This window comes from Amycolatopsis bullii (assembly GCF_014654205.1).
GTDB classification, from domain to species: Bacteria; Actinomycetota; Actinomycetes; order Mycobacteriales; family Pseudonocardiaceae; genus Amycolatopsis; species Amycolatopsis plumensis.
This window is the reverse complement of record NZ_BNAW01000002.1, coordinates 58,812-83,094: the sequence shown is the minus strand read 5'-3', so window position 1 is coordinate 83,094 and position 24,283 is coordinate 58,812. Positions and strand designations below refer to the sequence as shown.

22 protein-coding genes are annotated in these 24,283 nt (G+C 71.8%); 10 read left to right on the top strand and 12 right to left on the bottom strand.

All coding sequences use genetic code 11. The annotated features are described in order from the left end of the window. Positions 1-7: 7 nt before the first annotated feature. The 4 genes from IE317_RS02925 to IE317_RS02910 are packed head-to-tail and all read right to left on the bottom strand — an operon-like array spanning position 8 to position 4,269. A complete protein-coding gene (locus tag IE317_RS02925; protein WP_191306461.1) occupies positions 8-1,903 on the bottom strand; it encodes a CocE/NonD family hydrolase in 1,896 nt (631 codons plus the stop codon). Then, positions 1,903-2,724: an ABC transporter substrate-binding protein gene (locus IE317_RS02920; RefSeq protein WP_191306460.1), complete on the bottom strand. Its 822-nt coding sequence runs from the start codon at positions 2,722-2,724 to the stop codon at positions 1,903-1,905. Before IE317_RS02920 ends, IE317_RS02925 begins: the two co-directional genes overlap by 1 nt. Before the next feature lie 22 nt (positions 2,725-2,746). Further along, the gene (locus tag IE317_RS02915; protein ID WP_191306459.1) at positions 2,747-3,526 is read right to left on the bottom strand and encodes an amino acid ABC transporter ATP-binding protein; all 780 of its coding nucleotides are present in this window, start codon (positions 3,524-3,526) and stop codon (positions 2,747-2,749) included. After that, the gene (locus IE317_RS02910; protein WP_191306458.1) at positions 3,526-4,269 is read right to left on the bottom strand and encodes an amino acid ABC transporter permease; all 744 of its coding nucleotides are present in this window, start codon (positions 4,267-4,269) and stop codon (positions 3,526-3,528) included. The genes IE317_RS02915 and IE317_RS02910 overlap by 1 nt, the downstream gene beginning before the upstream one ends. 104 nt (positions 4,270-4,373) lie before the next feature. On the opposite strand from IE317_RS02910, the gene IE317_RS02905 reads away from it, so the two are divergent. Further along, positions 4,374-5,450 (top strand): ArsR/SmtB family transcription factor, encoded by a 1,077-nt coding sequence (locus IE317_RS02905; protein ID WP_191306457.1) that lies wholly within the window; start codon positions 4,374-4,376, stop codon positions 5,448-5,450. Between the two features lie 144 nt (positions 5,451-5,594). Here the strand turns inward: IE317_RS02905 and IE317_RS02900 are convergent, their stop codons facing one another. Beyond that, a complete protein-coding gene (locus IE317_RS02900; RefSeq protein WP_191306456.1) occupies positions 5,595-6,362 on the bottom strand; it encodes a S1 family peptidase in 768 nt (255 codons plus the stop codon). Between the two features lie 272 nt (positions 6,363-6,634). Between IE317_RS02900 and IE317_RS02895 the strand changes: the two genes are divergently transcribed. Together IE317_RS02895 and IE317_RS02890 are read left to right on the top strand one after the other, a co-directional pair. Continuing rightward, the gene (locus IE317_RS02895; protein WP_191306455.1) at positions 6,635-7,567 is read left to right on the top strand and encodes a hypothetical protein; all 933 of its coding nucleotides are present in this window, start codon (positions 6,635-6,637) and stop codon (positions 7,565-7,567) included. A 208-nt stretch (positions 7,568-7,775) separates the two neighbouring features. Then, a complete protein-coding gene (locus IE317_RS02890; RefSeq protein ID WP_191306454.1) occupies positions 7,776-8,630 on the top strand; it encodes a carbohydrate-binding protein in 855 nt (284 codons plus the stop codon). A gap of 2 nt (positions 8,631-8,632) precedes the next feature. On the opposite strand, the gene IE317_RS02885 is transcribed toward IE317_RS02890, so the two are convergent. Then, positions 8,633-9,598 (bottom strand): LysR family transcriptional regulator, encoded by a 966-nt coding sequence (locus tag IE317_RS02885; RefSeq protein WP_191306453.1) that lies wholly within the window; start codon positions 9,596-9,598, stop codon positions 8,633-8,635. 252 nt (positions 9,599-9,850) lie between these two features. On the opposite strand from IE317_RS02885, the gene IE317_RS02880 reads away from it, so the two are divergent. Continuing rightward, complete coding sequence (locus IE317_RS02880; RefSeq protein ID WP_191306452.1) at positions 9,851-10,156, top strand: hypothetical protein; 306 nt, start codon at positions 9,851-9,853, stop codon at positions 10,154-10,156. 5 nt (positions 10,157-10,161) lie between these two features. Here IE317_RS02880 and IE317_RS02875 read toward each other — a convergent pair whose 3' ends face one another. From IE317_RS02875 to IE317_RS02865, 3 genes are all read right to left on the bottom strand, one after another. Then, positions 10,162-11,376, bottom strand: coding sequence for an MAB_1171c family putative transporter (locus IE317_RS02875; RefSeq protein ID WP_191306451.1), 1,215 nt, complete (start codon positions 11,374-11,376; stop codon positions 10,162-10,164). Position 11,377: 1 nt separating this feature from the next. Continuing rightward, positions 11,378-11,821, bottom strand: a complete 444-nt coding sequence (locus IE317_RS02870) for a hypothetical protein (RefSeq protein ID WP_191306450.1) — start codon at positions 11,819-11,821, stop codon at positions 11,378-11,380. A gap of 67 nt (positions 11,822-11,888) precedes the next feature. Beyond that, positions 11,889-12,332, bottom strand: a complete 444-nt coding sequence (locus tag IE317_RS02865; RefSeq protein WP_191306449.1) for a helix-turn-helix domain-containing protein — start codon at positions 12,330-12,332, stop codon at positions 11,889-11,891. A 173-nt stretch (positions 12,333-12,505) separates the two neighbouring features. On the opposite strand from IE317_RS02865, the gene IE317_RS02860 reads away from it, so the two are divergent. The 6 genes from IE317_RS02860 (at position 12,506) to IE317_RS02835 (ending at position 22,505) form a co-directional block, all read left to right on the top strand. Then, the gene (locus tag IE317_RS02860; RefSeq protein WP_191306448.1) at positions 12,506-15,544 is read left to right on the top strand and encodes an AfsR/SARP family transcriptional regulator; all 3,039 of its coding nucleotides are present in this window, start codon (positions 12,506-12,508) and stop codon (positions 15,542-15,544) included. 91 nt (positions 15,545-15,635) lie between these two features. Beyond that, positions 15,636-17,021: a CHAP domain-containing protein gene (locus tag IE317_RS02855; RefSeq protein WP_191306447.1), complete on the top strand. Its 1,386-nt coding sequence runs from the start codon at positions 15,636-15,638 to the stop codon at positions 17,019-17,021. Between the two features lie 17 nt (positions 17,022-17,038). Continuing rightward, positions 17,039-18,484 carry a glucosaminidase domain-containing protein gene (locus IE317_RS02850; protein ID WP_191306446.1) on the top strand — a complete coding sequence of 482 codons (1,446 nt, stop codon included), beginning with the start codon at positions 17,039-17,041 and terminating at the stop codon, positions 18,482-18,484. Positions 18,485-18,799: 315 nt separating this feature from the next. Further along, positions 18,800-21,382 (top strand): WD40 repeat domain-containing protein, encoded by a 2,583-nt coding sequence (locus IE317_RS02845; RefSeq protein ID WP_191306445.1) that lies wholly within the window; start codon positions 18,800-18,802, stop codon positions 21,380-21,382. Positions 21,383-21,490: 108 nt separating this feature from the next. Next, positions 21,491-22,024: a hypothetical protein gene (locus IE317_RS02840; RefSeq protein WP_191306444.1), complete on the top strand. Its 534-nt coding sequence runs from the start codon at positions 21,491-21,493 to the stop codon at positions 22,022-22,024. 208 nt (positions 22,025-22,232) lie between these two features. Beyond that, on the top strand, positions 22,233-22,505 hold the full coding sequence (locus IE317_RS02835) for a sigma factor-like helix-turn-helix DNA-binding protein (RefSeq protein WP_191306443.1): 273 nt from the start codon (positions 22,233-22,235) through the stop codon (positions 22,503-22,505). A gap of 43 nt (positions 22,506-22,548) precedes the next feature. Here IE317_RS02835 and IE317_RS02830 read toward each other — a convergent pair whose 3' ends face one another. From IE317_RS02830 to IE317_RS02820, 3 genes are read right to left on the bottom strand one after another with little or no spacing between them, the layout of a single operon-like run. Beyond that, the gene (locus tag IE317_RS02830) at positions 22,549-23,055 is read right to left on the bottom strand and encodes a DUF2231 domain-containing protein (protein WP_191306442.1); all 507 of its coding nucleotides are present in this window, start codon (positions 23,053-23,055) and stop codon (positions 22,549-22,551) included. Continuing rightward, entirely contained in the window at positions 23,052-23,837 is a 786-nt protein-coding gene (locus tag IE317_RS02825; RefSeq protein WP_229902435.1) for an FAD:protein FMN transferase, read from the bottom strand. The genes IE317_RS02830 and IE317_RS02825 overlap by 4 nt, the downstream gene beginning before the upstream one ends. After that, positions 23,834-24,271, bottom strand: a complete 438-nt coding sequence (locus tag IE317_RS02820; protein WP_191306441.1) for an FMN-binding protein — start codon at positions 24,269-24,271, stop codon at positions 23,834-23,836. The genes IE317_RS02825 and IE317_RS02820 overlap by 4 nt, the downstream gene beginning before the upstream one ends. Positions 24,272-24,283 lie beyond the last annotated feature (12 nt).

Genomic DNA, 24,283 nt, shown 5'->3' with positions numbered 1-24,283 from the left:
GACTCACTCAACAATCAACACCACGGACCGGCGGCCGTCTACGTCCGTTAGTAGGTAATCCCCCCGCGTCCGGCAGCACCGGCAGGGTCAGCCAGGAACGGCCGTCGACGTGGACGCGGTTGGTGGCCACCACCTTCCGCCGGTCACCCACTTCCCGGGCGCCGGTGTTGGTATTGACGTCGAAGCGGGGGAAGTTGCTCGAGCTGACGTCGAGCCGGATCCGGTGCCCGGCCCGGAACAGGTTGGCCGTGTCGGGCGCTTCGACGGTGATTTCGTAGACCTCGCCCGAAACGAGCGGCTGCGGTTCGGCGAAGGATTCCCGGTAGCGGCAGCGGAGGATGCCGTCGGTCAAATTCATCGCGAAGCCCTGGGGATAGTCCGTGCTGGGCGGGTGGACATCGATCAGCTTGATCGTGAAGTCCGTATCGGCCGCGGTGGAGGAGACCGCCAGCCGTACGGTGACCGGCCCGGCGACCGCGACGTCCCGCTTCAGTGGCGGGGTCTGGAACACGAGCACGTCCGGTCGGCTCTCCAGCGGCAGGAACGGTGGCGCCGCGCCGAAGAAGCGGGCGTCGGGACACTGGTGAAACGCACCCCCGGTCATCACCGGCTCGCCGGAGGTGACCTGGCCGCCGAGGGTCGGCACCGGGTTCGCCGGGTCGTAGTCGTACTCCAGGCAGCCGCCGTTCACCGGGTTCGGGTCGCGGGTGAGACCGCCGCTGACGTCCAGGCGGAACACCTGCTCTTCGGCGGTCTCCGGCGGCCACGTCGTGGCGGTGAGCCACCGGCCGCCGTGGTCGAGCCGTCCCTCGGGCGTGCGGCGACCGGAACCGCCGCCCATCAGGAAGTACCGCACGGGAGGAGGGGGTTCGCCGGAGGAGGCCAGGTGGGCGTCGAACCAGCGCAGCCGCATCGTCACGTAGTCGTCGTCGAGGTTTCCGTCGAGCGGCGCCTCGGGGCCGAAGTCGACGTCACCGGCGTGCCGGACGCTGCGCGCGCCGTGGGTCCACGGCCCGAGGACGAGGTAGGCGGGGCTGTGCTTCTTGCGGCCCAGCTCGCGGAAGTTCTCGGTCGCGGTACGGATGTAGGGGTCGTACCAGCTCGAGATGTGCAGGCTCGGGACGTCCGGGAAGCGGTCGTAGAAGCCGCGGGCGAAGATGCCCGGCTGGCGCCAGTAGTCGTCGAAGACGCCGTGTTCCCACTGCTGCAGCAGGTAGTCCTCGTAGTCGGGGACGAACCGCAGCGGCGTCGACCCGCGCCGCCACGGCATCCGGGTGAACCACGCCCGCAGGTCCTCGGAGTCCAGTGTGGCCCGCAGCACCGGGTCGGCGAGCACCTTCGCGCTGCTGCGGGCGCGGTGGAACGCCCACGTCACCTGCTTCAGTTCGAACGCGCCGCCCATCCGCGTGCCGGCTTCGTACGCGCTGGCGAAGCCACCCGAGTCGAGGAACATGGCCGCCAGATGGGGCGCGCCCAGCGACGCGAGGGCGGCCTGCGCGTGCGCCGAATAGGAGACGCCCATCGTCGCGACCCGGCCGTCGCACCAGTCTTGGCCCGCGATCCATTCGACGGTGTCGTAGCCGTCTTCGGGCTCGTTGAGGTACTTGGTGAACGTGCCGCCGGAATCGCCCCGGCCGCGGCAGTCCTGGCGCACGACCAGGTAGCCGCCGTCGACGAACCGCTGGGCGACCGCCTCGGGCGACGGCGGCCCGGCGCCGTCCGAGGGACGGGCGAGCCGGCGTCCGTACGGCGTGCGCTCGAGGAGCACCGGGCCGGCGGGCGGATCCGGCCGGGCCGCGTAGAGGTCGGCGACCAGGACCGTGCCGTCGCGGGCGGGCACGTCGAGAACGCGCCGCCAGCACTCCCGGCCGCCCGGCAGCTCCAGCCGCTCCCAGCCGCCCATCAGAGCCCGCCCGCGAACTGCGCGCCGAGGCCGGGCCAGGCAGCCACGAGCTGGGGGAGCGGAGCGGTGGTGAAGTACTTCCGGTACAGCCGCGCGTAGGTGCCGTCGGCGACCATCGCGCCGAGTTGCTCGTCGAGCGCGGTGAGCAGTGCGCCGTGGTCTTTCGGCACGGCCATCGACGTCGGGTGCGCCACCGGTGCCGAGGCGGCCTGGCGCAGGGCGGGGTACTGCTTGAGGAAGTGTTCGGCGTCGGGACCGCCGACGACGAAGGCGTCGAGGCTGCCGTTGAGCAGGTGGCTGACGGCGGCGTTGGCGTTGGGGAACCCGATCGGGACCGCGGAGGGCATCTTGGCCGTGACGAACGGTTCCTGCGTCGAGCCGGTCACGGCGCCGACCTTCTTGCCGGCGAAGTCGGTCAGCTTCGACGCACTGCTCTGCGCGGCGGTGAGCACCGCCGTGGTGCTCCAGAAGAGCGGTTTGGTGAAGGAGACACTCTTCTGCCGCTCCTCGGTGACGCCCAGACCGGCCGCGGCGAGGTCGTACTGGTGGCTGGTGAGCCCGGCCAGCGATGACGTGACCGACGTCGACTTGTAATCGACCTTCAGCCCGAGCCGCTTGGCGGCCTCGTCGGTGAGGTCGATGACGAACCCGGCCGGTTTGCCGGACGGGTCGCCGAAGGCGAACGGGGGCTGACTGGTCTGGGTGGCGGCGCGGATGGTGCCCGGTTCGATCAGGCCGTAGGGGTTGTCGGCGGCGGGATCGCCGCCGCAGCCGGCGAGAAGCAGCCCGGCCGCGGCGACGGCGATCAGGGGTGAACGCATGGGTGGTCCTTTCCGGACGTCCTCAGAGGACACGAGCGAGGAAGTCGCGCAGCCGCGCGGTTTCCGGGTTGTCGAGGGTCGCGCGTGCGGGACCGGCTTCGGCGATGCGGCCGTCGTCCATGAACACCACGCGATCGGCCACCTCGCGGGCGAAGCCGATCTCGTGGGTCACCACGAGCATGGTCATGCCCGAGGTGGCCAGCGAGCGCATCACGTCGAGGACGTCCTTCACCAGCTCGGGATCGAGGGCGGAGGTCGCCTCGTCGAAGAGCATCACCTCGGGTTCCATGGCGAGCGCGCGGGCGATCGCGACGCGCTGCTGCTGCCCGCCGGAGAGCCGGCCGGGCCGCTGACCGGCCAGGTGCGCCAGGCCGAGCCGGTCCAGCTGGGTCATGGCGGCGGCTTCGGCCACGTCCTTGCCGAGACGGCGGACGTGCCGCAGCGCGGCGGTGACGTTCTTGAGCACGCTGAGGTGCGGGAAGAGGTTGAAGTGCTGGAACACCATGCCGACGCGGGTGCGGACGGCATCGACGTCGACACCCGCACCGGTGATCGCCGTACCCGCGACGCGGATCTCGCCCGACGTCGGCTCCTCGAGGAGGTTGAGGCACTTGAGCAGGGTCGACTTGCCGGATCCGGACCGCCCGATCAGGCAGACGGTCTCCCCGGCGGCCACCTCCAGGTCCACGCCGCGGAGGACCTCGATCGGGCCGTACCGCTTGTGCAGGCCGCGCACGGACACCGCGGACGGCCCGGTGACGGCCGTTGCGTCGTCGAGTTCGGAGACGGTCTCGGCGGCCATCAGACCACCGCCTTCGCCGGGACGGCCGCCGGTGCCGCCGTCGTCAGCCGGCGTCCTTCTCGCATGCGCCGGTCGAGCCGGTTCACCGCGTAGGTGAGGGGAATGGTCAGCAGCAGGTAGCAGAGCCCGGCGGCGACAAGCGCCGACGAGTTGTACGTGGCCGCCTGCCGCTCCTGGGCGATGAAATACAGCTCCCGCTGGCCGAAGCCGAGTCCGAGCAGGTACACCAGTGCGCTCTCCTTGACGTCGATGATGAACTGACCGGCCAGCGCGGGCAGGACGTTCCGCACGCCCTGCGGGACGACGACGACCCGCATGGCCGTGAGGTAGGGCATGCCCAGGCTGCGTGCGGCGTGCAGCTGCCCCGCCGGAACGGCCTGGATGCCGGAGCGGAAGATCTCGGCCGAGTAGGCCGCGGAGATCAGCGCGATGGCGAGCACGGCGTAGCCGAGCGGTTCGCGGCCGAAGGGCCGGAGGCCGGCCGCGGGCAGGCCGACTCCGACCAGGCTGACGGTGACGATGGCCGGCAGGCCGCGGAAGACGTCGACGTAGATCCGGGCGGGCAGCCGGACCAGCCGCCGCCGGGACAGCAGCAGCATGGCCAGCAGCACGCCGCCGAAGACGCCGAAGACGATCGCCAGCGCGGCGATCAGCAAGGTGTTGCGCAGCCCCTCGGTGAGCAGCGCGGGCAGCACGTCCAGGATCTCGCCGAGATCGAAGAAGGTGCGGAGGAAGTCGTGCATGACCTGGCCTCTCGTGTCGCGATCCCGGAAGGCTAGGTCCGATTCCCGGCGGGGGCGCGGATGCTTACCGCGACCGCGGTAAGCATCCGTCCTAAGCTGCACTCATGTCCGTGGTGCTGACCGTTCAGGGTGCGCGGGCGGCCGACCTCGTCACGGGGGTGTCGCCGCTGGCGGAGCTGCTCGCGTGCCTGCACTCGATCGCCGAGCCGGACCACCACTTCGAGGTCCGGCCGTGGCTCACCCGGATCCGCGCGGAGACCTCGGAGGCCCTGCAGGGCCGGTTGACCACCTACGCGCCGCTGTGGGCCCGACGCCGCTGCCGGCTGTTGCTGCCCTTCGAGCTGCCGCTCGGGCAGACCTTCGAGGCGGAGCTGCAGCGGATCGAAGCGTTGCCGGTCGGCCGGTTCGCCGCGGCTGCCGCCGAGGCGATCCACGGCGGCCTGGTCGAGCTCGGCGACCTGGTGGGCGACGCGGCGGCGAGGGACGCCTACGTCGTCTCGTGCGAGCGGCGGTCGTTCGGCCGCGGGGAGCTGGCCCGGCACCTCGTCGCCGATCCGGAGGCCTTCCGCGCGGACTTGCTGGACGTGCTGCGAGTCTGCGCCGAGGAGTTCTTCACCGACGAGTGGGCGCGGGTCTCGCATCGGCTGGAAGCCGAGTGCACGGCGGTGCGGGCCCGGGCGGGCGCGCTGTCGGTCGCCGAGGTGCTGGCGTCACTGAGCCCGAACGCGGCCGTGCGGCACGACCCGGCGTCGGTGGTGTTCGACAAGCTGCAGTCGCTGCGCGCCGACCTGCGCGGTCGCCGCTGCCTGCTCGTGCCCTCCGTGCACGCCCGGCCGCACCTGATCGTCAAGGTCGACCCGGAGTACCCGGTGGTCGTGCACTTCCCGGTGGAGGGCGACGGCGCTCGCGACACCCTGGCGCAGGTCCGCCTGCGCCTGGCGATCCTCGCCGACCCGGCCCGGCTGTCGCTGTGCCGCCACCTGGTCAACGAGCCGATCACGACCTCCGACCTCGCGGCTCGGACCGGCATGACGGTGCCGCAGGTGTCCCGTCACCTCGGCCGCTTGCGCGAGGCCGGCCTGCTGGTCTCCCACCGGGACGGCCGGATGATCCAGCACCGCCTGAACCTCCAGCGCCTGCTGCCGATGGGCGTCGACGTGCTCACCGCGATCATGCGGTGAGCGGCGATCGCCGATTCCGGCACACCGGGGGAGCCGGCCACTGCCACCACGACGGACGTGAAACCTCGGTGTCCCCTGGGGAATCGGCGTGCGACAGGGGTCGCCGACCGGTCGGGGGAACCCGGTCGGCGACCCCCGGGGCGGTCAGATGCCGCTGACCTGGCGGATCCAGCTGCGGCCCGCCGCGACACTGCCGTAGGTGGTCGTGCTGGACCGGTCGCTGGTCGAGCACACCCCGACCTGGACGCCGCCGTCGATCATCGGGCCGCCGGAGTCGCCGCCGGCCACCGCGCCGTCGAGGGTGTCGGCCGTGATCGCCGGACCGCCGAAGTAGTCGCTGTCGTTGGTGTCGGAAATCCGGACCGAGGCCTGCTTCAGGACGGCCGACTGGTGGCTGCCTTCGTCGGTGGACTGGGTCGCGCCCCAGCCGTAGACGCGCGCCGAGTCGCCTTCCTGCGCGTCCGAGGAGCTGTCGGCGAGCCGGGCGAACGTGCTGCCGCCGTTGGCGTTCAGCTTGATCAGGGCGAGGTCGCCTCCGGAGTACACGTACGTCGTCGACGCTTTCACGTGCACACCGCCGGAAGCGCTGTTCGAACCGACGTACAGGTCGATGTCGGTCAGGCGCCGCCCGTTGTTGTCGTACATGCAGTGCTTGGCCGTCAGCACCCAGCGAGCGCCGATCAGCGTGCTGGTGCAGAAGAAGGTGTAGCCGTTGGCGTGCCCGTTGAACCGGGTGATGTACCCCGGGTTCTGGGCCGTGCTGCCGCCGATGATCGACGGCTGGGCGTCGGGCGGAAGCGGGGTGACCGGGGTGCTCGCCGACGCCGGGGCGGCGGCGAGCGTGGCGAACGCGGCGCACGAACCGACGAGCAGCGCGGCGGCGCGAGCGAACCGGCCGGAGGGGTGGCGCATGAGGACTCCTTGAGGAGGGGGAACCGGTGGGGACTCACTGAACGTAAGCGACCGGTGCCTTGCCGGTAACCGTCCGAAGATCCGGGCCGATCAACGGAACGGAACGGATCTTTCGGCGGGTTGCGCGGTGCCCGGCCGACGTTCGTCGGGTGACAGCCGCGGTTCGCGACTGTTAGACCGGTGACGGTCCGGCACCACCGGACGCCTGAGCCACGACGGCGCGATCCGCCGGACGGCACCCCGTTTCTCCGCACCGACGCCGAGGATCGCCGATGCCGCTGTTCGCGGTGCCACCACCGGAACCGCCTGGGCGGGAGCTGGGGCAGACGCTCGCCACCGGTCCGTTCAGCCGCGCGCTCTCGCTGGCCATCGACCGCAGCGGGCTGGGTCTCGCCCGCCTCAAGGACCGCCTGGCGGCCGCCGGAGTTCCCGTCAGCACCACGACGCTCAGTTACTGGCGCACCGGCCGGACCCGCCCGGAACGGCCGGACTCGCTGCGCGCGGTGTCCGTGCTGGAGGACGTCCTCGGCGTGCCGCCGCGGTCGCTGATCGAGCTGCTGGCCCGGCCCGGGCACCCGGACACCCCGGATCCGGTGCGCTGGGAGCGGCTGTGGGGTCCGCGCAACGGCGTGCTGCCGGTGCTGCATTCGTTCGACGCGGCCGACGAGACGTCGTTGCTGGTGCTCAGCCTGCACGAAGTCCTGGAGGTCGACGCCGACCGCTGCCTCACCCGGCTGCGGGTGCGCGAGGTCGTGCGCGTGCTGGAAGAACCGGTCCAAGCCAAGGTGGTGGCGCTGCGAGGCTGTGTCCCGGGACGTCCGCCGCGGCTGGTGTCGACGCGGTACTGCCGCCCCGTGCGCACTGAGGTCCTCCCGGAGCTGGGGTTCGTGATCAGTGAGCTGGTGCCGAGCCGCTCGATGGCCGTCGGGGAAACCGCGATCCTCGAGTACGAATTCGAATACACCGACGGCGTGCCGGACGCCGGCTACGACCGCCGCTTCCGGCATCCGGTCGCCGAACACCTGCTGGAGGTCCACTTCGCCCCCGGCGCGCAGCCGGCGACGTGTCACGCCTACCGGCTGGACGCACCCGGCGGCCCGGAGCGCGACGTCACCGCGGTACCGGTGTCGCCGTCGATGCCTGCACACCACTTCGCCACCGGCACAGCGCCCGGCATCCGGGGCATGCGGTGGAGCTGGTCATGACCGAGCTCGGGACGGCTCCGTGGGGTGGCCACGCCGCTGCCCCGAACGGCGCCATAACACTTCGCGGCGGCGGAAGTCATGCCCCCGCCGACCGGCCGCGATGCCGCCGACCCGCCGAAAGTCGGTGCCGCACAACGGAAAGCGCGTCCTAGCATCCGGATCCCCGTGGGCGGGCACCCGGCCGCCCCGTGACGAGGGAGACGCGCCGATGCGGAAGCTGCTTGCCGTTCTCTGCTGTGCCTTCGTGACCACGATCGCGGTGGCCGCCCCGGTGTCCGCGGCGCCGGGCGGCACCGTGCCCGGCCTGACCGGCGCCGCCGCCGAAGCGGCGGCCGGCCCGATGGCCGAGAAGTTCCGCCAGCTGCGTCAACCGCAATCCCTGGCGCAGCGGCACACGTTCTGGGGCCCGGAACCCCAGCTGTCCTCGGGCGCCGACGGCGTGGTCGTGACCCAGAGCATCACGCCGGGCCTGCGGATCTCCAACTCCTCCGACGTCGTCTACGCCCCGACGATGAAGCCCACCGGGCATTCGTGCATCGAAGTCGTGACCGCGTACGGGCTCGGCGAAGCCGCGCAGGTCTGGGCCTGGGACTGGTGCCGTTCGGTGTCGCCGGCGAAGGTCGTCCCGATCGACAGCGCTTTCCTGGCCACCTACACCAGCACGGTGGACGGGCACCCGGCCTACACCGTCCAGGAGGTGCGGACCAGCTCGTCGGGCAACAGCTGGACGGCGTCGCTGCGCAACGTGAAGACCGGCGCGTGGGACACGCTGTTCAGCCAGAGCGGCAGCGACCAGAGCTCGCTGAACGAAGGCTGGGACATCTTCGAGCTCTATTCGACCCGCAATCCCGCCACCGGCAACGCCTACTACTGCTCGGACGCGCGCGGCGCGGTCTTCGAGTCGAGCTCGCTGCAGCTGCGGATCGCCGGGCGCTGGGTCGCCGCGTCGCCGTCGAACTCGCCGCTGCGCCCGACGGCGAACCCGCGTCCGGCCGACTACGACTGCTCGACCCTGCGGTTCGACGTACCCTCGCCGAACAGCACCTGGCGCGTCACCGTCTGAGCTCAGCCGGCCGGCAGCAGTTCGCGGCCGCCCGCGTGCCACCAGGTGTCGAACGCGGCGCTGCAACCCTGCCGGCCGGCGTAGCTCGCGACGACGGCCGCGTGGATCTCCTCGGCGTGCGCCGCCACCGGCGTGCCCGGCCGGTAGCACAGCCGCAGCTCCTGCCACAGGGGCGCACCCTCGATGGCCCGCACGGCGATGGTCCCGGGCCGGTCCCTGCGCGTGGCCAGCGCGGGTGCGACGGCCATGCCCGCGCCGACGAGGTCCAGCAGCGTCGCCAGGCACTGCGGCCGGTGCGGCTGGTCGAGGGCCACGCCGTGGCTGCGGCACACCCGCTGCAGGTACGCCGACCACCGGGTCGTGCCCGGCGGGTCGTCGGCCCAGGGGTGCTCGCCGAGGCCGGCGAGCGGCACCGCACGGGTCCCGGCCAGCGGGTGGTCGGGTGAGAGGATGACGAAAACCGGCTCCCGGGGATGCACCACCAGCGTTTCGACGCCGTCGGGGATCACGGAGCCGGGCAGCGGCGGCAGGTAGACCAGCGCGAGGTCCAGTCCGCCGGCGGCGAGCTGGGCGAGGGTGGCGGACTCGTCCGGGTCCTCGTGCACGCTGACACCCTGGCTCCACGGCCGTTCCCGCAGCCAGTGCGACACGGCGAGGTGCAGGAAACCGCAGTACCCGCCGACGCGCACCGGCCCGGCCGGCGCCCGCCGTTCCCCGATCCGCTCGGTCAGCGCGGACACCCCGGCCAGCACACCCCGCGCGTCGGCCACGACATCGGCACCGAGCCGGGTGGGCACGCACCCGCTGGGGGACCGGACGAACAGCGCCCCACCGACGGCCTGTTCGACCCGGCGCAGAAGGCCCGAGAGAGCGGGCTGCGTGACGTGGAGAAGCCGAGCCGCCCGGCTGAGACTCCGCGCATCGGCCACGGCCACGAGCGCGCGCAGGTGGCGCAGTTCCAGCTCCACGCCCCCACTGTAGGCGGCTTGATCAGCGGAGACATCCGACTCGAGTCGGACGATCCTCGCCCGGACGCGGGCGTAGGCCGGCTGGCCGTCGCCGTCCCCGAAAGCGGTTGCCGTTCGCGGGTTCAGCCGGATGGTGCGAGCCCGTGCGGCATCGGTGTGGTCAGGCCGGGCCACGACCCGGTGCAGGGTCACCCGCGGCGGGTGACGACTCGGGGCCGCCCGGACCGCAGGGTCGGCCGCGGAGGTGCGGCGATGGCGAAGCGGGCGGACGGGCGGCCGACGGTCACCCGGCAGGTGGCCGCGGCGATTTCCGTGACGGCACTGGCGGCGGCGTTCGCCGTGGTCGTCGGCGCACTGATCCGGCACCCGCTCCAGCTGGCACTTGAGGCGGCCCGTTGCCAGACGAAGCTGCCGGCGCACAGGCTGCTGCAACCAGTGCGCGGCAAACCCACGGCCACGCTCGTGATTGAGTCCGGCCGCGTCGAGGTCTTCGGTGGCCGCTCGGCGACCGGTCCGGCACGGTCACCGGGCGGCCGCGGGTTCGTGCCGGGACGGTGAGGCCGTCATCGCGTGTCCCGGCCGACGCGTCCGCCGAGGACGTCGGCGACGGTCCGGACGACCTGCTGGTCACCCATTGCCGTCCGGAGGCGCAGCAAGTCGGCCAGTTCGTCGTCGAGGGTGCCGTCGGTGGTCCGGGCCGCGGGCCGGGGGCCGGGTCCGCGAGGTGGGACGTGGTCCTTCCGCTGCAACCCGAGGTGCAGCACGCAGGCGTCGCGGCCGGCCGGGTCGTCGGCCCCGCGGTCCCGCAAGGCCGCTTCGGCCGCCTCGTGATCCGCGGGACCGACGTACCCGGCCAGCTCCAGTTGCGCGTCGCGGATTTCGATGATCCGACGGTACAGCCGCCGCCGGAACGTCCGGGTCGGGAGCACCGCGGCGGGCAGGCGCGGTGGTGGCTCCAGCACCGTGCCGGGGACGGCGTCGGTGAGCGTCCGCCACAGGGTTCCCAGGCGGTGGTAGGTGATCCGGTGGCGGATCTGCCGCGCACCGGCCCAGGCGACGCGGACGAGTGCGGCCGATCCGGCCAGCGCCGCCGCCGTCCACAGCAGCAGGAAGGTGATCGTTCCGTAGACGGGCCGCGCGATCTGGTCGAGGAAGCCGAACCCGTGTCCGACGATGTACCACATCCGGGCGGCCACGTAGAGCAGCCCGGTCGCCGCGCCCAGCAGCAGCAGCGACAACGCCGATCGCAGCGCGCCCCGCCGTGCGGAACGCCGGCGCGGGAGGAGGAACGCGACGGCGAGGGCCAGGCCGAGGCCCAGGCACACCTGGAACAGCAGCTGGTAGGTGACCACCGCCGGGTGACGGACCTGCCACAACCCGAAGTCCGGCTGGTCGAGCCGACGGGGGATGAGCAGGAAGAGCGTCACCAGCGCGGTCATGATCACCGTGAACGCGAGCTGCCCGCGCCGCAGCATCGCTCGCCGCCCGGCATCGACGCCGGCCGCCGGCTCCAAGATGGCGATGAAGGCCAGGAGGGTGCCCAGGTGCCCGAGCAGGATGGCCAGGTCCGGCACGTGCGCAACGGTGTCGACCGCGTGGCGGACGCCGGGCAGCGACGTCGGCACGCACAGCAGCAGGAGGAGGAAGAAGGCCGTGACGGCCCGTTGCGGCGCCGACCTCGGCAGCCGTGGCAGTCCCGATACGACGACGAGCCAGAGCACCACCGAAGCGGCCGCGGCCACCACCGGCACGGTGAACACGGGCAGTTCCGGGGACACCTCAGCCGCCTTCCGGGAAACCGAACACCTCGTCGAGCGGGCCGGCCGGGGAAGCCGCCCGCGGCGATGGCCAGCCGGCTTTCTCCAGGATCAGGGCCGCGATCATCTCGGCCTCCCGCTCCTGCCGGCTCGAGTAGCGGGTCCGCAGCAGGACGCTGCGGACCATGTCCGGGTCCAGGCCGGGCAGCAGCGCGACGATGCCGTCCGGCTCGCCCGGGTGGTGGTCGCACACCAGGTGCCCGAGCTCGTGGAGGACGATGTTCTGCCGGTGCAGGGCGCTGACACCGGTGGCGTGGTAGACGTGATCGGCCTGCTCGGTCGCGATCCACATCCCGCAGGGCAGGTCCGGTCCCGGCGCGAACGGCAGCTCGTGCACGTACAGCGGCCGCCCGCGGAGCCGGGACACCTGTTCCAGCAGGGAGGGCAGGGAGAACGGCCGGGGCACGGGGAACTCCCGGAGTCGCGCCCGGCACTCCCGCCACAACCTCCGGTTGCTCCGCGCGGACGGTTCCCTAGTCACCCGGCGGCTGCCGCTCGTCGTCGGCGGGAGGCAGCCCCTCGACCGCCCGCGCGTGCTCGATCATGCCCGCGACCGCCTGGAGCCCCGCCGCGGACAGGCCGTTGGCGCGCAGGGCCAGCGCTCGGACCGAGCGGTTCCGCAAGGTGGCCAGCAGTTCGAGCTGGGCGTCGATCTCGGAGGTGTCCTCGTCGAGGAAGTACGACGGCCGCACCCCGAAGAACTTCGCCAGCGCTTCCAGGTGCTTGATGGTCGGGTTGTCCCGCAGCCCCCTGCGGAGCTGCCAGACGTAGGTGTGCGAGATGGACACGCCCTGGGCGCGGATGGCCGACGCCACTTCCTCGTGGCTGTACTCGGCTCGGCCCGCGGGCCGCACGGTGCGGAAGAGCCGGTCGAGACGGTCCGCGAGGGACGTCGGTGCGTTCTGCCCGGCAGCCATGACGCCCCCCTCGTGTCGTGTGTCCGGCAGCGGCCGTTGACAAGCAGGATAACGGTCGGTCAGGATGGCCTCGATCAACTTCAGTTTATGGAAGTTACGAACCGTAAACTGGGGTTGCGAGGGCGGCGGGGGGCCGCTCCGCGACGCCGCGTGGCGTTCTTGGGGGAGGACACGTGGATTTCCGGCTGCTGGGACCGCTGACAGTGGTCGTGGACGGGACGTCGATCCCGCTGGGTGGCCCGAAACCCAGGACGCTGCTCGCGGTGCTGGTGCTCAACGCCGGCCGGGTGGTGACCGGGGAAGCGCTGATCGCGGCGTTGTGGGGAGAGGACCCGCCGGGCCGGGCCCGGGCCATGCTGCACACGTACGTGTCCGTGCTGCGGCGAACGCTCGCCGCAGCGGCGCCGGCGAGCGGGGAACTCCTGATCCGCCAGGCGCCCGGGTACCTCCTGCGGGCCGACCCGCAGTCGATCGACCTCACGCGGTTCGACCAAGCCGTGCTGGCCGGCCGCCAAGCGCTGGCCGACGGCGATCCGGCGCGGGCGTCAGCCGTCCTGGCCGGCGCGCTGGCGCTGCGGACCGGCGAGCCATTGGGCGGCGTCGGGGGCGACTGGGCGGAACGAGCCCGCGACCGGCTCACCGATGCCTGGCTCGACGCGCTGGAGTCCCGGCTGACCGCGGACTTCCGGCTGGGCCTGGGCCGGACGCTCATCGGAGAGCTGACCGCACTGGTCGACGAGCACCCCGTGCGCGAACCATTGCGCGCGCTGCTCATGCTGGCTCTGCACGAAGCGGGCCGGCAGGCCGACGCCCTTCAGACGTTCCACCACGCCCGGCGCATGCTGGACGACGAGCTGGGCGTGGCACCGGGTCCGGAACTCCAAGCTGCCCTGCGCAGCGTGCTGAGCCGGCCGACCGGCGATCGCGGACCGGCGGCCACACCGGTGGCGGTCGCCGTCCCGCGCCAGCTCCCACCCGCGATCGCCGGCTTCACCGGACGGCGGGACGAAGTCCGCCGGGTGGTCGACGCCCTGCGGCCGGCCGGCCCGGCCGCGGCCCGGATCTGCGCCATCTCGGGCAAGCCCGGTTCCGGCAAGACCACGCTGGCCGTGCACGCGGCGCACCGGGTCCGCCAGGACTACCCGGACGGACAGCTCTACGCCAGCCTCGGCGACGCGCACCTGGAACCCGTCGACCCGGACGAGGTGATCGTCCGGTTCCTGCGCGGGCTGGGCGTCGCCGACGCGGCGATGCCCGCCGCGGCCGGTGAACGCGCCGATCTCTACCGGTCGCTGCTGGCCGAACGGCGGGTGCTGGTCGTTCTCGACAACGCCTTCGACGAGCAGCAGGTCCGGCCGCTGGTCCCGGCCGGTGCGGGCTGCGCGGTCGTGGTGACCAGCCGGGCCCGGATGACCACCCTGCCCGGGGCGAGCCTGCTGGACCTGCGGGAGCTGCCCGAGCCGGAAGCCTTGGCCCTCCTGGCGGCCGTCGTGGCCGACGACCGGCTCCGGGACGACCCGGACGCGGCGCGGAAGATCGTGCGGTTGTGCGGCCACCTGCCACTGGCCGTGCGGATCGCCGGCGCCCGGCTGGCCGCGCGGCCACACTGGCCGGCGGGGCTGCTGGTGCAGCGGCTGAGCCGGCAGGACCACCTGCTCGACGAGCTGGTCATCGGCGACCTCGAAGTGCGGCGCAGTCTCGCGCTGAGCTACGACGTACTCACCGAACCCGAGCGGACCGTGCTGCGCCGGCTCGCGCTGCTGGGGGTGCCGGAGTTCGGGAGCTGGCTGGCGGCCCCGCTGCTGGACGTGGCGCTGCCCATCGCGAACGACGTCGTCGAGCGGCTGTTCGACGCGCAGCTGCTGGACGCGACCGGCGTCGGCTCGGCCCGCTACCGGTTCCACGACCTCACCAGAGCGTTCGCCCGGGAGCTCTGCGAGCTGGACCCCGACCGGCCGGGCATCCGCGCGGCGGTCGAACGGATCTGCCGGGCGATGCTGGAACTGGTCCGCCTCGCCACGGCCCGGATGCCGGGCAGCGCGCTGCACACCACCCCGAAGAGCGAGGGAATCGACCACCTGGACGCGGTCACGGTGAACGAGCTGCTGGCCGAGCCCGGCCCGTGGTTCGAAAGCGAGCAGGAACTGCTGGTGAACCTCGTCGAACTGGCCAGTGAGCTGGACATGGTGGACATCGCCGCCACCTTGGCCGTCGAGCTGTCGACTTCGTCGTACGCCGTCCACAACCGGTTCAGCCAGTGGCGGCGCAGTCACACCGCGGCGCTCGACGCGGCGCGGCGGGTCGGCGACCGCGCCAGTGCGGCGCTGCTCCTCGTGGGCGTCGGCCGGCTGTACTACGAGCAGGACCGCTTCGACGAGGCGGTGGCGCACCTCAACCAGGCGCTCGAAATCCATCACGAGCTGGACGACTCCGGCGCCGAAGCCAGAACCCGGCTGGAACTCAGCGTGGTCCTCCGGGAGCGGGGCCGGTACGCCGAAGCCGAAGAGACAGTGGCCCCGGCGATGCCCGTGCTCCGGTCGGCCGGTACCGCCGAAGAGCGGGCGAGAGCCGACCACAACCTGGGGATGCTCCGGTGCGAACAGGGCCGGCTGGCCGAGGCGGCGCAGCTGACCGGCGCGGCGATTTCGGCCTGGCGGTCGGCCGGCAACCCGCGCGCGGCAGCGCTGGCGCAGAGGTCGCTGGGCATCGTGCACCGCGCGGCCGGCCGGCTGGACGAGGCCGCGGATTGCTGCGCCCGGGCGGTCGCCGTCCTGCGGAACACCGAGACCCGGTTGATGACCGCGTACGCCGAGCAGGCGCTGGCCAAAGTGCGCATCCGGCAGGGCCGGGGGCGCGAGGTCCGGCAGGCGCTCGACACCGCGTTGACGACCTGCAACGAAATGGACGACGGATTCGGCCAGGGGCTGATGCTGCGCACGCTGGGGGAGCTGGAGCTCGCCCTCGGCGACCCGGAAGCAGCCACTCGGTACCTCACCCGGTCGCTGGCGTGGTGGCAGGCACTGGACCTGCCCGTTTGGCAGGCCCGGACCAGCCGTGATCTGGCGGTCGCCGCGGCATTGCTCGGTGACCGCCGACGCGCCGGAGAACTGCGGGCCGCCGCCTTGGCGGTCTTCGAGCGGCACGGGTGCCGTGAGGCGACCGAACCGCTGCTGCTGACCTCCACGCCTGAAGCGTCGCAGCGCGTTCTTTAGAAAACCTCAAAATCCGCATTGAGAAAATCCAGAGCCGGGGACGTCAGGGTCGATCCCGACGAATCGCCTGTACCGAAGGGAAGTCCCCGAAATGTCCCGCACCGTGTTGAAACGGATGCTCACCGCCGTGCTGGCGGCGACGGCGGCGGTCACGATCGTGGCCACGCCGGCGTCGGCGGCGACCGCCCAGGACGTGGTCGGCCTGGCCAAAGCCAATCTCGGCAAGCACTACTGCGAAACCAACAGCCTCGGCACCCGCGGCTACGAAAGCAGCTGCAGCGGCGAAGCCTGGTGCGCCGATTTCCTCAAGTGGGTGTGGCGCAACGAAGGTCTCAACGTCGACGGCCTCTCCCCGGCGGCCAGCTCGTTCTACCAGTACGGGCGGCGCAACGGCACCCTGCACGCCGACGCCGGTTACGTGCCGCAGCCCGGCGACGCGGTGGTCTTCAACTTCGACGGCAACGACTACGCCGACCACGTCGGCATGGTGACCACCGTGGACGCCGACCGCCGCATCCAGGTGATCAACGGCAACTTCGGCGACAACCCGACCACGTCGACGGTCGCCTACTCGTCCGGTTACGGCCAGGTCGGCGCCATCATCGCCGGCCAGCGCATCAGCGGCTTCATCACCCCGGTCGGGCTCACCACCCCCGCCGTCTCTTCGTCGATCGCGGTGGGTTCGGACGGGCTGCAGATGGTGCTGACCGGCAACGGCACCGTGCTGGCGAAGAAGGGTGTCGGGCTGTACGGCTGGACGGTGGAGACCGATCCGGGTGTGCAGAAGGTGGCGACCAACGGCGGGGTCCAGATGATCCTGTTGAAGGACGGGACGGTGCTGGCCAAGAACAGTGTCGGCTTGTACGGCTGGACCGTCGAGACCGATGCGGTCGTCAGTGACATCGCGGTGGGTTCGGACGGGACGCAGATGATCCTGGACCGGTCCGGGACGGTGTCGGCGAAGAAGGGGATCGGCCTCTACGGGTGGACGGCGGAGACCGACGCCGTGGTGAAGCAGATCGCGACCGACGGCGGTGTCCAGGTGATCCTGGACAAGTCGGGCACGGTGCTGGCGAAGAACGGCATCGGTCTTTACGGCTGGACGGTGGAATCCGACGCGGTCGTCGCGGACATCGCGGTGGCTGCGGACGGCACGCAGATGATCCTGGACAACAGCGGCACGGTCTCGGCGAAGAACGGCATCGGCCTGTACGGCTGGACGGTGGAAACCGATGCGGTCGTCAGTGACATCGCGGTGGGTTCGGACGGGACCCAGATGATCCTGGACCGTACCGGGACGGTGTCGGCGAAGCAGGGTGTGGGTCTGTACGGCTGGACCGTGGAGACCGACGCCGTGGTGCAGAAGATCGCGACCAACGGCGGGGTCCAGGTGGTTCTCGACCGCAACGGCACCGTCCTGGCCAAGAACGGAATCGGCCTCTACGGCTGGACCGTCGAATCCGACCCGATCGCCTGAAAGCGCGGAGATCCGAAATGACTCAGAAAACCCGGTACCGCGGTGCGCTCCTGCTGGCCGCCGCCACCGCCCTTTCCCTCACGGCCACCGGACCGGCGTTCGCCGCCCCGCCCGGCCCGCCCGACGCCCCCGCCGTCATCGCCGACGCGGTGCGCGAGGGGGCGATCAACCCGCAAACGCAGGCCACCACCCCGGATTTCGTCGCCGTCGCGGGCCCGGCCGCGCAACCCAGCCAGGCCGAGTTCGGGGTGCCGGCCTCGGTCACCGTTGCGCAGGCGATCCTGGAGTCCGCCTCGGGAGAGGCCGCGCCGGGGAACAACTACTTCGGAATCAAGTGCGGCAGCAGCGGCCAGGGCCCGATCGCGACCGGCTGTCAAACCCTGCCCACCACGGAATGCGATCCGGACTGCCACACGGTGTACGCGTCGTTCCGCGTCTACGCCTCGATGGCGGACTCGTTCCGTGACCACGGCCTCTTCCTGCGGTCGAACTCCCGCTACAGCAAAGCGTTCGATTTCACCGGCGACCCCGACCAGTTCGTCCGCGAAGTCGCGAAAGCCGGGTACGCGACCGATCCGAACTACGCCACCAAGGTCATCGGCCTGATGGGGACCTACGACCTGTACCGGTTCAACGCGCTGCCGCCCGGAATCTCGGTGGGCTCCGACGGCACGCAGATGGTGTTGAGCAGGAAGGCCAACGGAACGGTCCTGGCGAAGAACGGGATCGGCCTGTACGGCTGGACGGTGGAGACCGATCCGGGTGTGCAGAAGGTGGCGACCAACGGCGGGGTCCAGATGATCCTGATGAAGGACGGGACGGTGCTGGCCAAGAACGGCATCGGTTTGTACGGCTGGACCGTCGAAACCGACCCGGTCGTCAGTGACATCGCCGTCGGCTCCGACGGGACGCAGATGATTCTCGATCGCGCCGGGACGGTGTCGGCGAAGAAGGGGATCGGCCTGTACGGGTGGACGGTGGAGACCGATGCGGTGGCGAAGCAGATCGCGACGAACGGCGGGGTGCAGATGATCCTGGACCGGTCCGGCACGGTGCTGGCGAAGAACGGCATCGGCCTGTACGGCTGGACGGTGGAAACCGACGCGGTCGTCGCGGACATCGCGGTGGGTTCGGACGGCACGCAGATGATCCTGGACCGTGCGGGGACGGTGTCGGCGAAGAACGGCATCGGCCTGTACGGCTGGACGGCCGAGTCCGACGCGGTGGTCGCCGACATCGCGGCCGGGTCCGACGGGATGCAGATGATCCTGGACCGGTCCGGAACGGTGTCGGCGAAGAAGGGAATCGGTCTCTACGGGTGGACGGTGGAGACGGACGCGGTGGTGAACCAGATCGCGACGAACGGCGGGGTGCAGATGATCCTGGACCGGTCCGGCACGGTGCTGGCGAAGAACGGCATCGGCTTGTACGGCTGGACGGTCGAATCCGACCCCATCGCCTGATTCGCCGCTCCCACACCAGAGCCGGGCGGTCGCGTTGCCGGTGTTCGGCAGCGCGACCGCCCGGCTCTCCGCGCCGGAAGCCGATGGACTCCCAGGTCATCCGCGCGACGCAGCGCACAGTCGCCGGAGGGTATGCATCGACGCTGACCGGTCGCCGTCACACGCCGGCGTCGACCGGCTGTACCTGGACAACCCATTCGGACTCGACGAATTCACCGGTTTCGAGGCGCTCGGTAAAAGGTGCTGCCAGTGCTGCGGGCCGAACTGACCCGCTGACGTACTCGAAGTCCCATCGTTGAGGCGGGTTCGTCCACCATGGACGGCTCGAGTTCCTGGGCGGAGCACAAACATCAGGCACCCGTCACCTACCACGACGCCGCCTACCAGATTATCGCCTTGGCCTACGGTCACTGGACTCTCGCCGAGATCCGCTGCTGGCCGAGGCTGCGCGACTGGCTGTCCGAAGATCGGGATGGCCGTCGGGTCCACCGCCAGCTCACCGATGCGACCGAGATCTGGGAGTCGGTCGACCGGGATCCAGGTGCCCTCTACCGCGGTACGCGCCTGGCGGTGGCCCGGGAATGGGCGGCGCGCGACGAGTCCGTGCTGACTGCGAGGGAACGTGAGTTTCTCGGCGCCGGTCTGGCGGCCGAAACCGCCGAACGGCTCGCGGCCCGACGGCGGGCGCGCCGACTCCGGCAGTTCGTCGCGCTGTTGAGCGTCCTGCTGGTGCTGGCGGCGGTTGCCACCGGCTTCGCCTTCGACGCCCGGCGCACGGCCACCCGCCAGCGCAACATCGCTCTGTCGGAAAAGGTGGCCGGGCAAGCCGCGGCGGTGCGGACCGCCGATCCGCCGCTCGCCGCTCAGCTCGGTCTGGCCGCCTACCGGCTCGTGCCCACGGCCGAAGCCCGGAGCACCCTGCTCAGCGGGTTCGCGACCCCGTATGCGGTCCGGCTCGTCGGGCACACCGGGAACGTGAACGCGGTGGCCGTCAACCGCGGCCGGCGCCTGCTGGCCAGTGGGAGCCAGGACGCCACTGTCCGGCTGTGGGACCTCACCGACCAGGAGCACCCCGTACCGCTCGCCACGGTCACCGGACACCCGCGCAACGTCAACGCGGTGGCCTTCAGCCCCGACGGGACCCTCCTGGCCACCGGCAGCTGGGACCACACCGCCGCGCTGTGGGATGTCCGGGATCCCCGCGCTCCGCGGAAACTCGCCACGTTGGCGGGGCACTCGGACGACGTCAACGCGGTGGCCTTCAGCCCGGACGGGCGCACGTTGGCCACCGGCAGCACCGACCACACGGTCCGGCTGTGGAACCTGGCCGATCCCGGGCGGGCCGGCGTGGCGCCGCGCGTCCTGGCAGGTCAGGACGGCGGCGTCGTGGCGGTGGCGTTCAGCCCGGACGGCAGGACGCTTGCCACCGCGGGCTGGGACGGTACGGCGGGGCTGTGGGGCCTCGCCGGCGGCCCCGCCCCGCCCCGGCTGCTCGCCGGTCACCGCGGCCCGGTTGTCTGGGTCGCCTTCAGCCCCGGGGGAGGGCTGCTGGCCACCGCGGGGCAGGACCACACCGTGCGGCTCTGGGGCGTCGCCGACCCCGCGCATCCCACGGGGGTGGCGACCCTGACCGGGCACACCGACGTGGTGCGCGCCGCGGAGTTCAGCCCGGACGGAAAGATGCTGGCGACCGCGGGACTCGACCGGCGCGTCCGGCTCTGGGACGTCACCGATCTGCGCCGGACCGGCGAACCCCGGGTGCTGACCGGCCACACCGGCGGGATCGCGTCGCTGGCCTTTGCCCCCGACGGCCACAGCATCGCGACCGGCAGCGACGATCGGACCGTGTGGGTTTGGGACCTGCCCGGCCCGGTACTCACCGGACACCGCGACTCCGTGTGCGCCCTGGCGTTCAGCCCGGACCGGCGCACGCTCGCTACCGGGAGCTGGGACCACACCGCTCGGCTGTGGGACGTCACCGATTCCCAGCACCCCGCCGAGCTGGTGGCGTTGAACGCTCATGCCGACTCGGTGTGTGGGCTCGCGTTCAGCCCCGACGGGCGGACACTCGCCACCACGAGCTACGACCACACAGCCCGGCTCTGGAACGTGACCGATCCCCGGCGTCCGGCTGCCTCCGCGTTGCTCGTCGGCTGCACGGACAACGCCAACGGCGCTGCGTTCAGCCCGGACGGCCGGACCCTCGCCGTCGCGTGCCTGGACCGCACGGCCCGGCTGTGGGACGTCACCGACCCCGGGCGGCCCGCGCCGCTACCGATGCTGCGCGGCCACCGCGACGGCGTCAACGGCGTCGCGTTCAGCCCGGACGGCCGGACGCTGGCGACGGCGAGCTGGGACCACACGATCCGGTTGTGGGACCTCACGAACCCGCGCGATCCCGGCGAGCTGGCCACCCTGCCGGGCCACGACGACGGCGTGAGTTCGGTGGCGTTCAGCCCGGACGGCCGTCGGCTGGCCTCCGGCAGCTGGGACCGCACTGCCCGGTTCTGGGACGTCGCCGACCGGCGGCACCCGGGCACGCTGGCCACCTTGACCGGGCACAGTGACACAGTGTTCACGACGGCGTTCAACGCCGACGGCACCACTTTGGTCACCGCGGGCGCGGACCGCACCGTCATGCTTTGGTCACTCGCCGATCCGGAACACCCGGCGGAATCGGCCACGCTCACCGGCCACCTCGACCGTGTGTACCTGGCCGTCTTCAGCCCCGACGGGCACACGCTGGCCACCGCCGGTGCCGATCACACCGTCCGGCTCTGGGACACCGATCCGGAACGCGCCGCCGCCCGCGTCTGCGCGACGGTCGAACCGGCGATCACCGGAACACAGTGGGCGGAGTTCCTGCCGGACATCGGCTACCGGCCGCCGTGCCGGTGATGTTGCCCGGTTCTTGTTGTGCGGCCGCGTACGGCCGACGCCGGACAACGCGGGCGGGCTAGACAGGGCGTGACCGGAGTTTCGTCGGCATGACCACGGGAGGGAATCATGAAGGTGTTGAGCAGGACGGCCATCGCGCTGGCCGGGGCCGCGTGTTTCGCGGCGGCGCTGGGAACAGGCGTTGCCCACGCAGCGTCGCAGGACGGCACCTACTGCGCGCTGCTGGTCGGCAAGGCCACAGGGGACGCGTCTTCGCCATTGCTGGGCAAGGTTTGCTCGGACGTGTCCCTCGCCCAGGCGGAATCCGGGCTGCGGGCCACCCGGTCGCTGCGTGACTCCGTCACGATCATGTACTGGTACGAGAACGTCGACTACATCGACTACGCCCCCAGCGGCGGGGGCGCGATGGCCACCATCATCGGCGACGACGGACCGTGCGACGCCGCAGGCTACCGGGTCGAGCCCGGCTCCTGGTGGTCGAAGAACCTGACTTCCCTCGCGTGCAACAACAGCTGCTACACCGCCCGCGTCTACAACCGCGCTGTGAACGACGCCGACGACTTCAGCATCTACGTCGGCGGGCGCGGACACTGGCTCGAGCGCTTCAACGACAACGTCGGGCGCATCCAGGTCCACTCCTGACGGCTGTGTGACCGGGCGGTGGGCGCAGACGGAACCTTCCGACATCATTTTGCCGGCATGGTCATGGAGGCCTCCGGTTGGTCGCCGTGCCGGCGGCGTTGCCGGACTACGCGTACGGGCCCGAGAAGTTCCTTGCCTGGGTCTTCGGCGTCGCCCGCACAAGGTCGCCGACTACCACCGAGCCCGGAACAACAGCCGGGAGCAGCTCGTGCCGTCGGCGGAGGCGCAGCAGGCCCGGACGTCCCGGTCGGCGCCGGCCGCGAGTGACGAATTCGCCCGGCTCGAGCAGGAGCGGCGGGTGGGGCGGCTGCTGCGGCGGCTTCCGGTGCCGCACCGGGAAGTCCTCGCGCTGCGGCTGGCCTTCGGGTACTCCGCGGAAGAGACGGCGCGGCTGCTGGAAATGCCCAGCGCAGGCGCGGTCCGGGTGGCGCAGCACCGTGCGTTGCAGCGGATCCGGCGGCTGGCTCACGGTACCTCGTGACCACCCGGTCGTCCTCGCCGCGAGCCGGGCCCCGCGGATGGGTTCAGTGGCCCGGGCCTCCCGCGGCCGGCGCCGAGCTGAATTGGCCTTGCCAGGTGGCCTGGGCACCCGAATCGCCGATGCGGTAGATGTCGAAGACGGCCGCCCCGGCGGCCGCGACGGCCAGCACCGAAATCACCACCGTGACGGCGGTCGAAGCCGGGGCCAGGAACGTGCGCCCGGAGCGGCGGGTCTCGCGCTGGCGCCACCACACCAGCAGGGCCAGCACGGCCACCGGGATCGCCACCCAGATCGCCGTGTCGCCGAGCTCGGTGTGGGTGCGCACCAGCGGCGTGCGCGCAACCCGGCGTTCGAGCCATTCGCCCGCTTCGGTGGTGATCGGGACCAGGACCACGACGAGGACCGACAGGATCGCGTTCGGGCCGGCGAGCTTGGCGCGCGCGGCCGGCCACAGCGCGCTGAGGACCAGGAGCAGGGCGGACAGCGGCAGCAGCACGACGATCGCGTGCACGAGCAGGATGTGGGCGGGGAGGCCGTTGACGGTGGTCATGATGTCCTCTGTGGAGCGAGGTGGGGAACTGGGCGGAGATGTCCTCGCGGGGCACGGGCGAGTGCGGCGACCTCGTAACCGGGCGCCCGGGTGGCGACCCACTCCACGACGTCCTCACCGCCACGGGCGAAGGCGGCGGTGGCGAACACGTCGGCCCACAACAGCGTCGGCCCGGTGACGGTGACGGCGAGCAGCCCGCCGGGGTTGGTGCCGGTGTGCGGGTCGACGATGTGGTGGCCCCGGGCGGCCGTTCCGGACGTGGCGACGCCGCCGGTGCGCAGCTCGAGGATGGCCAGGAACGCCGCGGGGTCCGTGGGGTCTTCGATCGCGACCCGCCACGGCGGTGCGGCCGTCACGCCGACCCGGGCGGAGAGGTCGCCGCCGACGTTGAGGTAGTGGTCGAACCCGCACAACCCGGCGAGGTGCGCGGTGGCTTGTTCGGTGGCCCAGCCCTTGACCAGGCCGGACGGGTCGAAGCCGTCGGGGAGCCACGCGTCGAAGTAGCCGTCGGTTCGTTCTCGCGCTTCTTCGCACAGCGCCAGGACTTCGATGAGCCACGGGTGCTGCTCGTCGCGGGGGAGCTCGCCGCGGCGGAGCGCGCTCACCTTGCTGTCCGGCCGGTAGGTGCTGAACAGTTCGTCGACCGCCCGCAGGTGCCCGAACACCGCGGCCACGGCCGGTTCGACGGCGGGATCGGAGTCGATACGCCGGCCGCGCAGGTGCAGGCTGGCCTGGGTGCCCATGACGGGCCGCGTCCAGGACCGGCGGGGCGTGGTGGTCACCCGTGGGCCTGGTCGATCGCCGACTGCAGGGACTGCTGGTAGCCCTCGGAGGTGTAGGTGGCGCCGCTGACGGTGTCGATCTGGGCGCTCTGGGCCTGCAGCGTCTCCTGGTTCAGCTCCGGCACGGCTTCGGAGTTGATCCGGACGTCGCGGCCGCTTTCCTGGGGATATTCGATCGCGTCCGCCGCGGTGATGCGACCGCCCGCGACGGTGATCCGGACCTGGACCGGGCCGTAGCGGGTGTCGGCGGCGTCGCCGGTGAACGTCCCATCGCCGGTGGCCGCCGCACCTGCCGCGGTGGCGGTCGGGCTCGCGGTGCGGGACGGCTGGGTGCGGCCGGTGGCGACCGGCGTGGCGTCCGTGCTGGTGCGGTAGCTGAACAGCAGCACGACCACCGACACGGTCGCCGCGGCGGCGATGGCGATCCTGCGCATCGAAGTCTCCGT

Bases quoted from the DNA above. Each gene is read 5' to 3' on its own strand.
- IE317_RS02925 (WP_191306461.1), bottom strand. From the start codon at position 1,903: ATGGGCGGCTGGGAGCGGCTGGAGCTGCCGGGCGGCCGGGAGTGCTGG.
- IE317_RS02920 (WP_191306460.1), bottom strand. From the start codon at position 2,724: ATGCGTTCACCCCTGATCGCCGTCGCCGCGGCCGGGCTGCTTCTCGCC.
- IE317_RS02915 (WP_191306459.1), bottom strand. From the start codon at position 3,526: ATGGCCGCCGAGACCGTCTCCGAACTCGACGACGCAACGGCCGTCACC.
- IE317_RS02910 (WP_191306458.1), bottom strand. From the start codon at position 4,269: ATGCACGACTTCCTCCGCACCTTCTTCGATCTCGGCGAGATCCTGGAC.
- IE317_RS02905 (WP_191306457.1), top strand. From the start codon at position 4,374: ATGTCCGTGGTGCTGACCGTTCAGGGTGCGCGGGCGGCCGACCTCGTC.
- IE317_RS02900 (WP_191306456.1), bottom strand. From the start codon at position 6,362: ATGCGCCACCCCTCCGGCCGGTTCGCTCGCGCCGCCGCGCTGCTCGTC.
- IE317_RS02895 (WP_191306455.1), top strand. From the start codon at position 6,635: ATGCCGCTGTTCGCGGTGCCACCACCGGAACCGCCTGGGCGGGAGCTG.
- IE317_RS02890 (WP_191306454.1), top strand. From the start codon at position 7,776: ATGCGGAAGCTGCTTGCCGTTCTCTGCTGTGCCTTCGTGACCACGATC.
- IE317_RS02880 (WP_191306452.1), top strand. From the start codon at position 9,851: ATGGCGAAGCGGGCGGACGGGCGGCCGACGGTCACCCGGCAGGTGGCC.
- IE317_RS02865 (WP_191306449.1), bottom strand. From the start codon at position 12,332: ATGGCTGCCGGGCAGAACGCACCGACGTCCCTCGCGGACCGTCTCGAC.
- IE317_RS02855 (WP_191306447.1), top strand. From the start codon at position 15,636: ATGTCCCGCACCGTGTTGAAACGGATGCTCACCGCCGTGCTGGCGGCG.
- IE317_RS02850 (WP_191306446.1), top strand. From the start codon at position 17,039: ATGACTCAGAAAACCCGGTACCGCGGTGCGCTCCTGCTGGCCGCCGCC.
- IE317_RS02845 (WP_191306445.1), top strand. From the start codon at position 18,800: ATGGACGGCTCGAGTTCCTGGGCGGAGCACAAACATCAGGCACCCGTC.
- IE317_RS02840 (WP_191306444.1), top strand. From the start codon at position 21,491: ATGAAGGTGTTGAGCAGGACGGCCATCGCGCTGGCCGGGGCCGCGTGT.
- IE317_RS02830 (WP_191306442.1), bottom strand. From the start codon at position 23,055: ATGACCACCGTCAACGGCCTCCCCGCCCACATCCTGCTCGTGCACGCG.
- IE317_RS02820 (WP_191306441.1), bottom strand. From the start codon at position 24,271: ATGCGCAGGATCGCCATCGCCGCCGCGGCGACCGTGTCGGTGGTCGTG.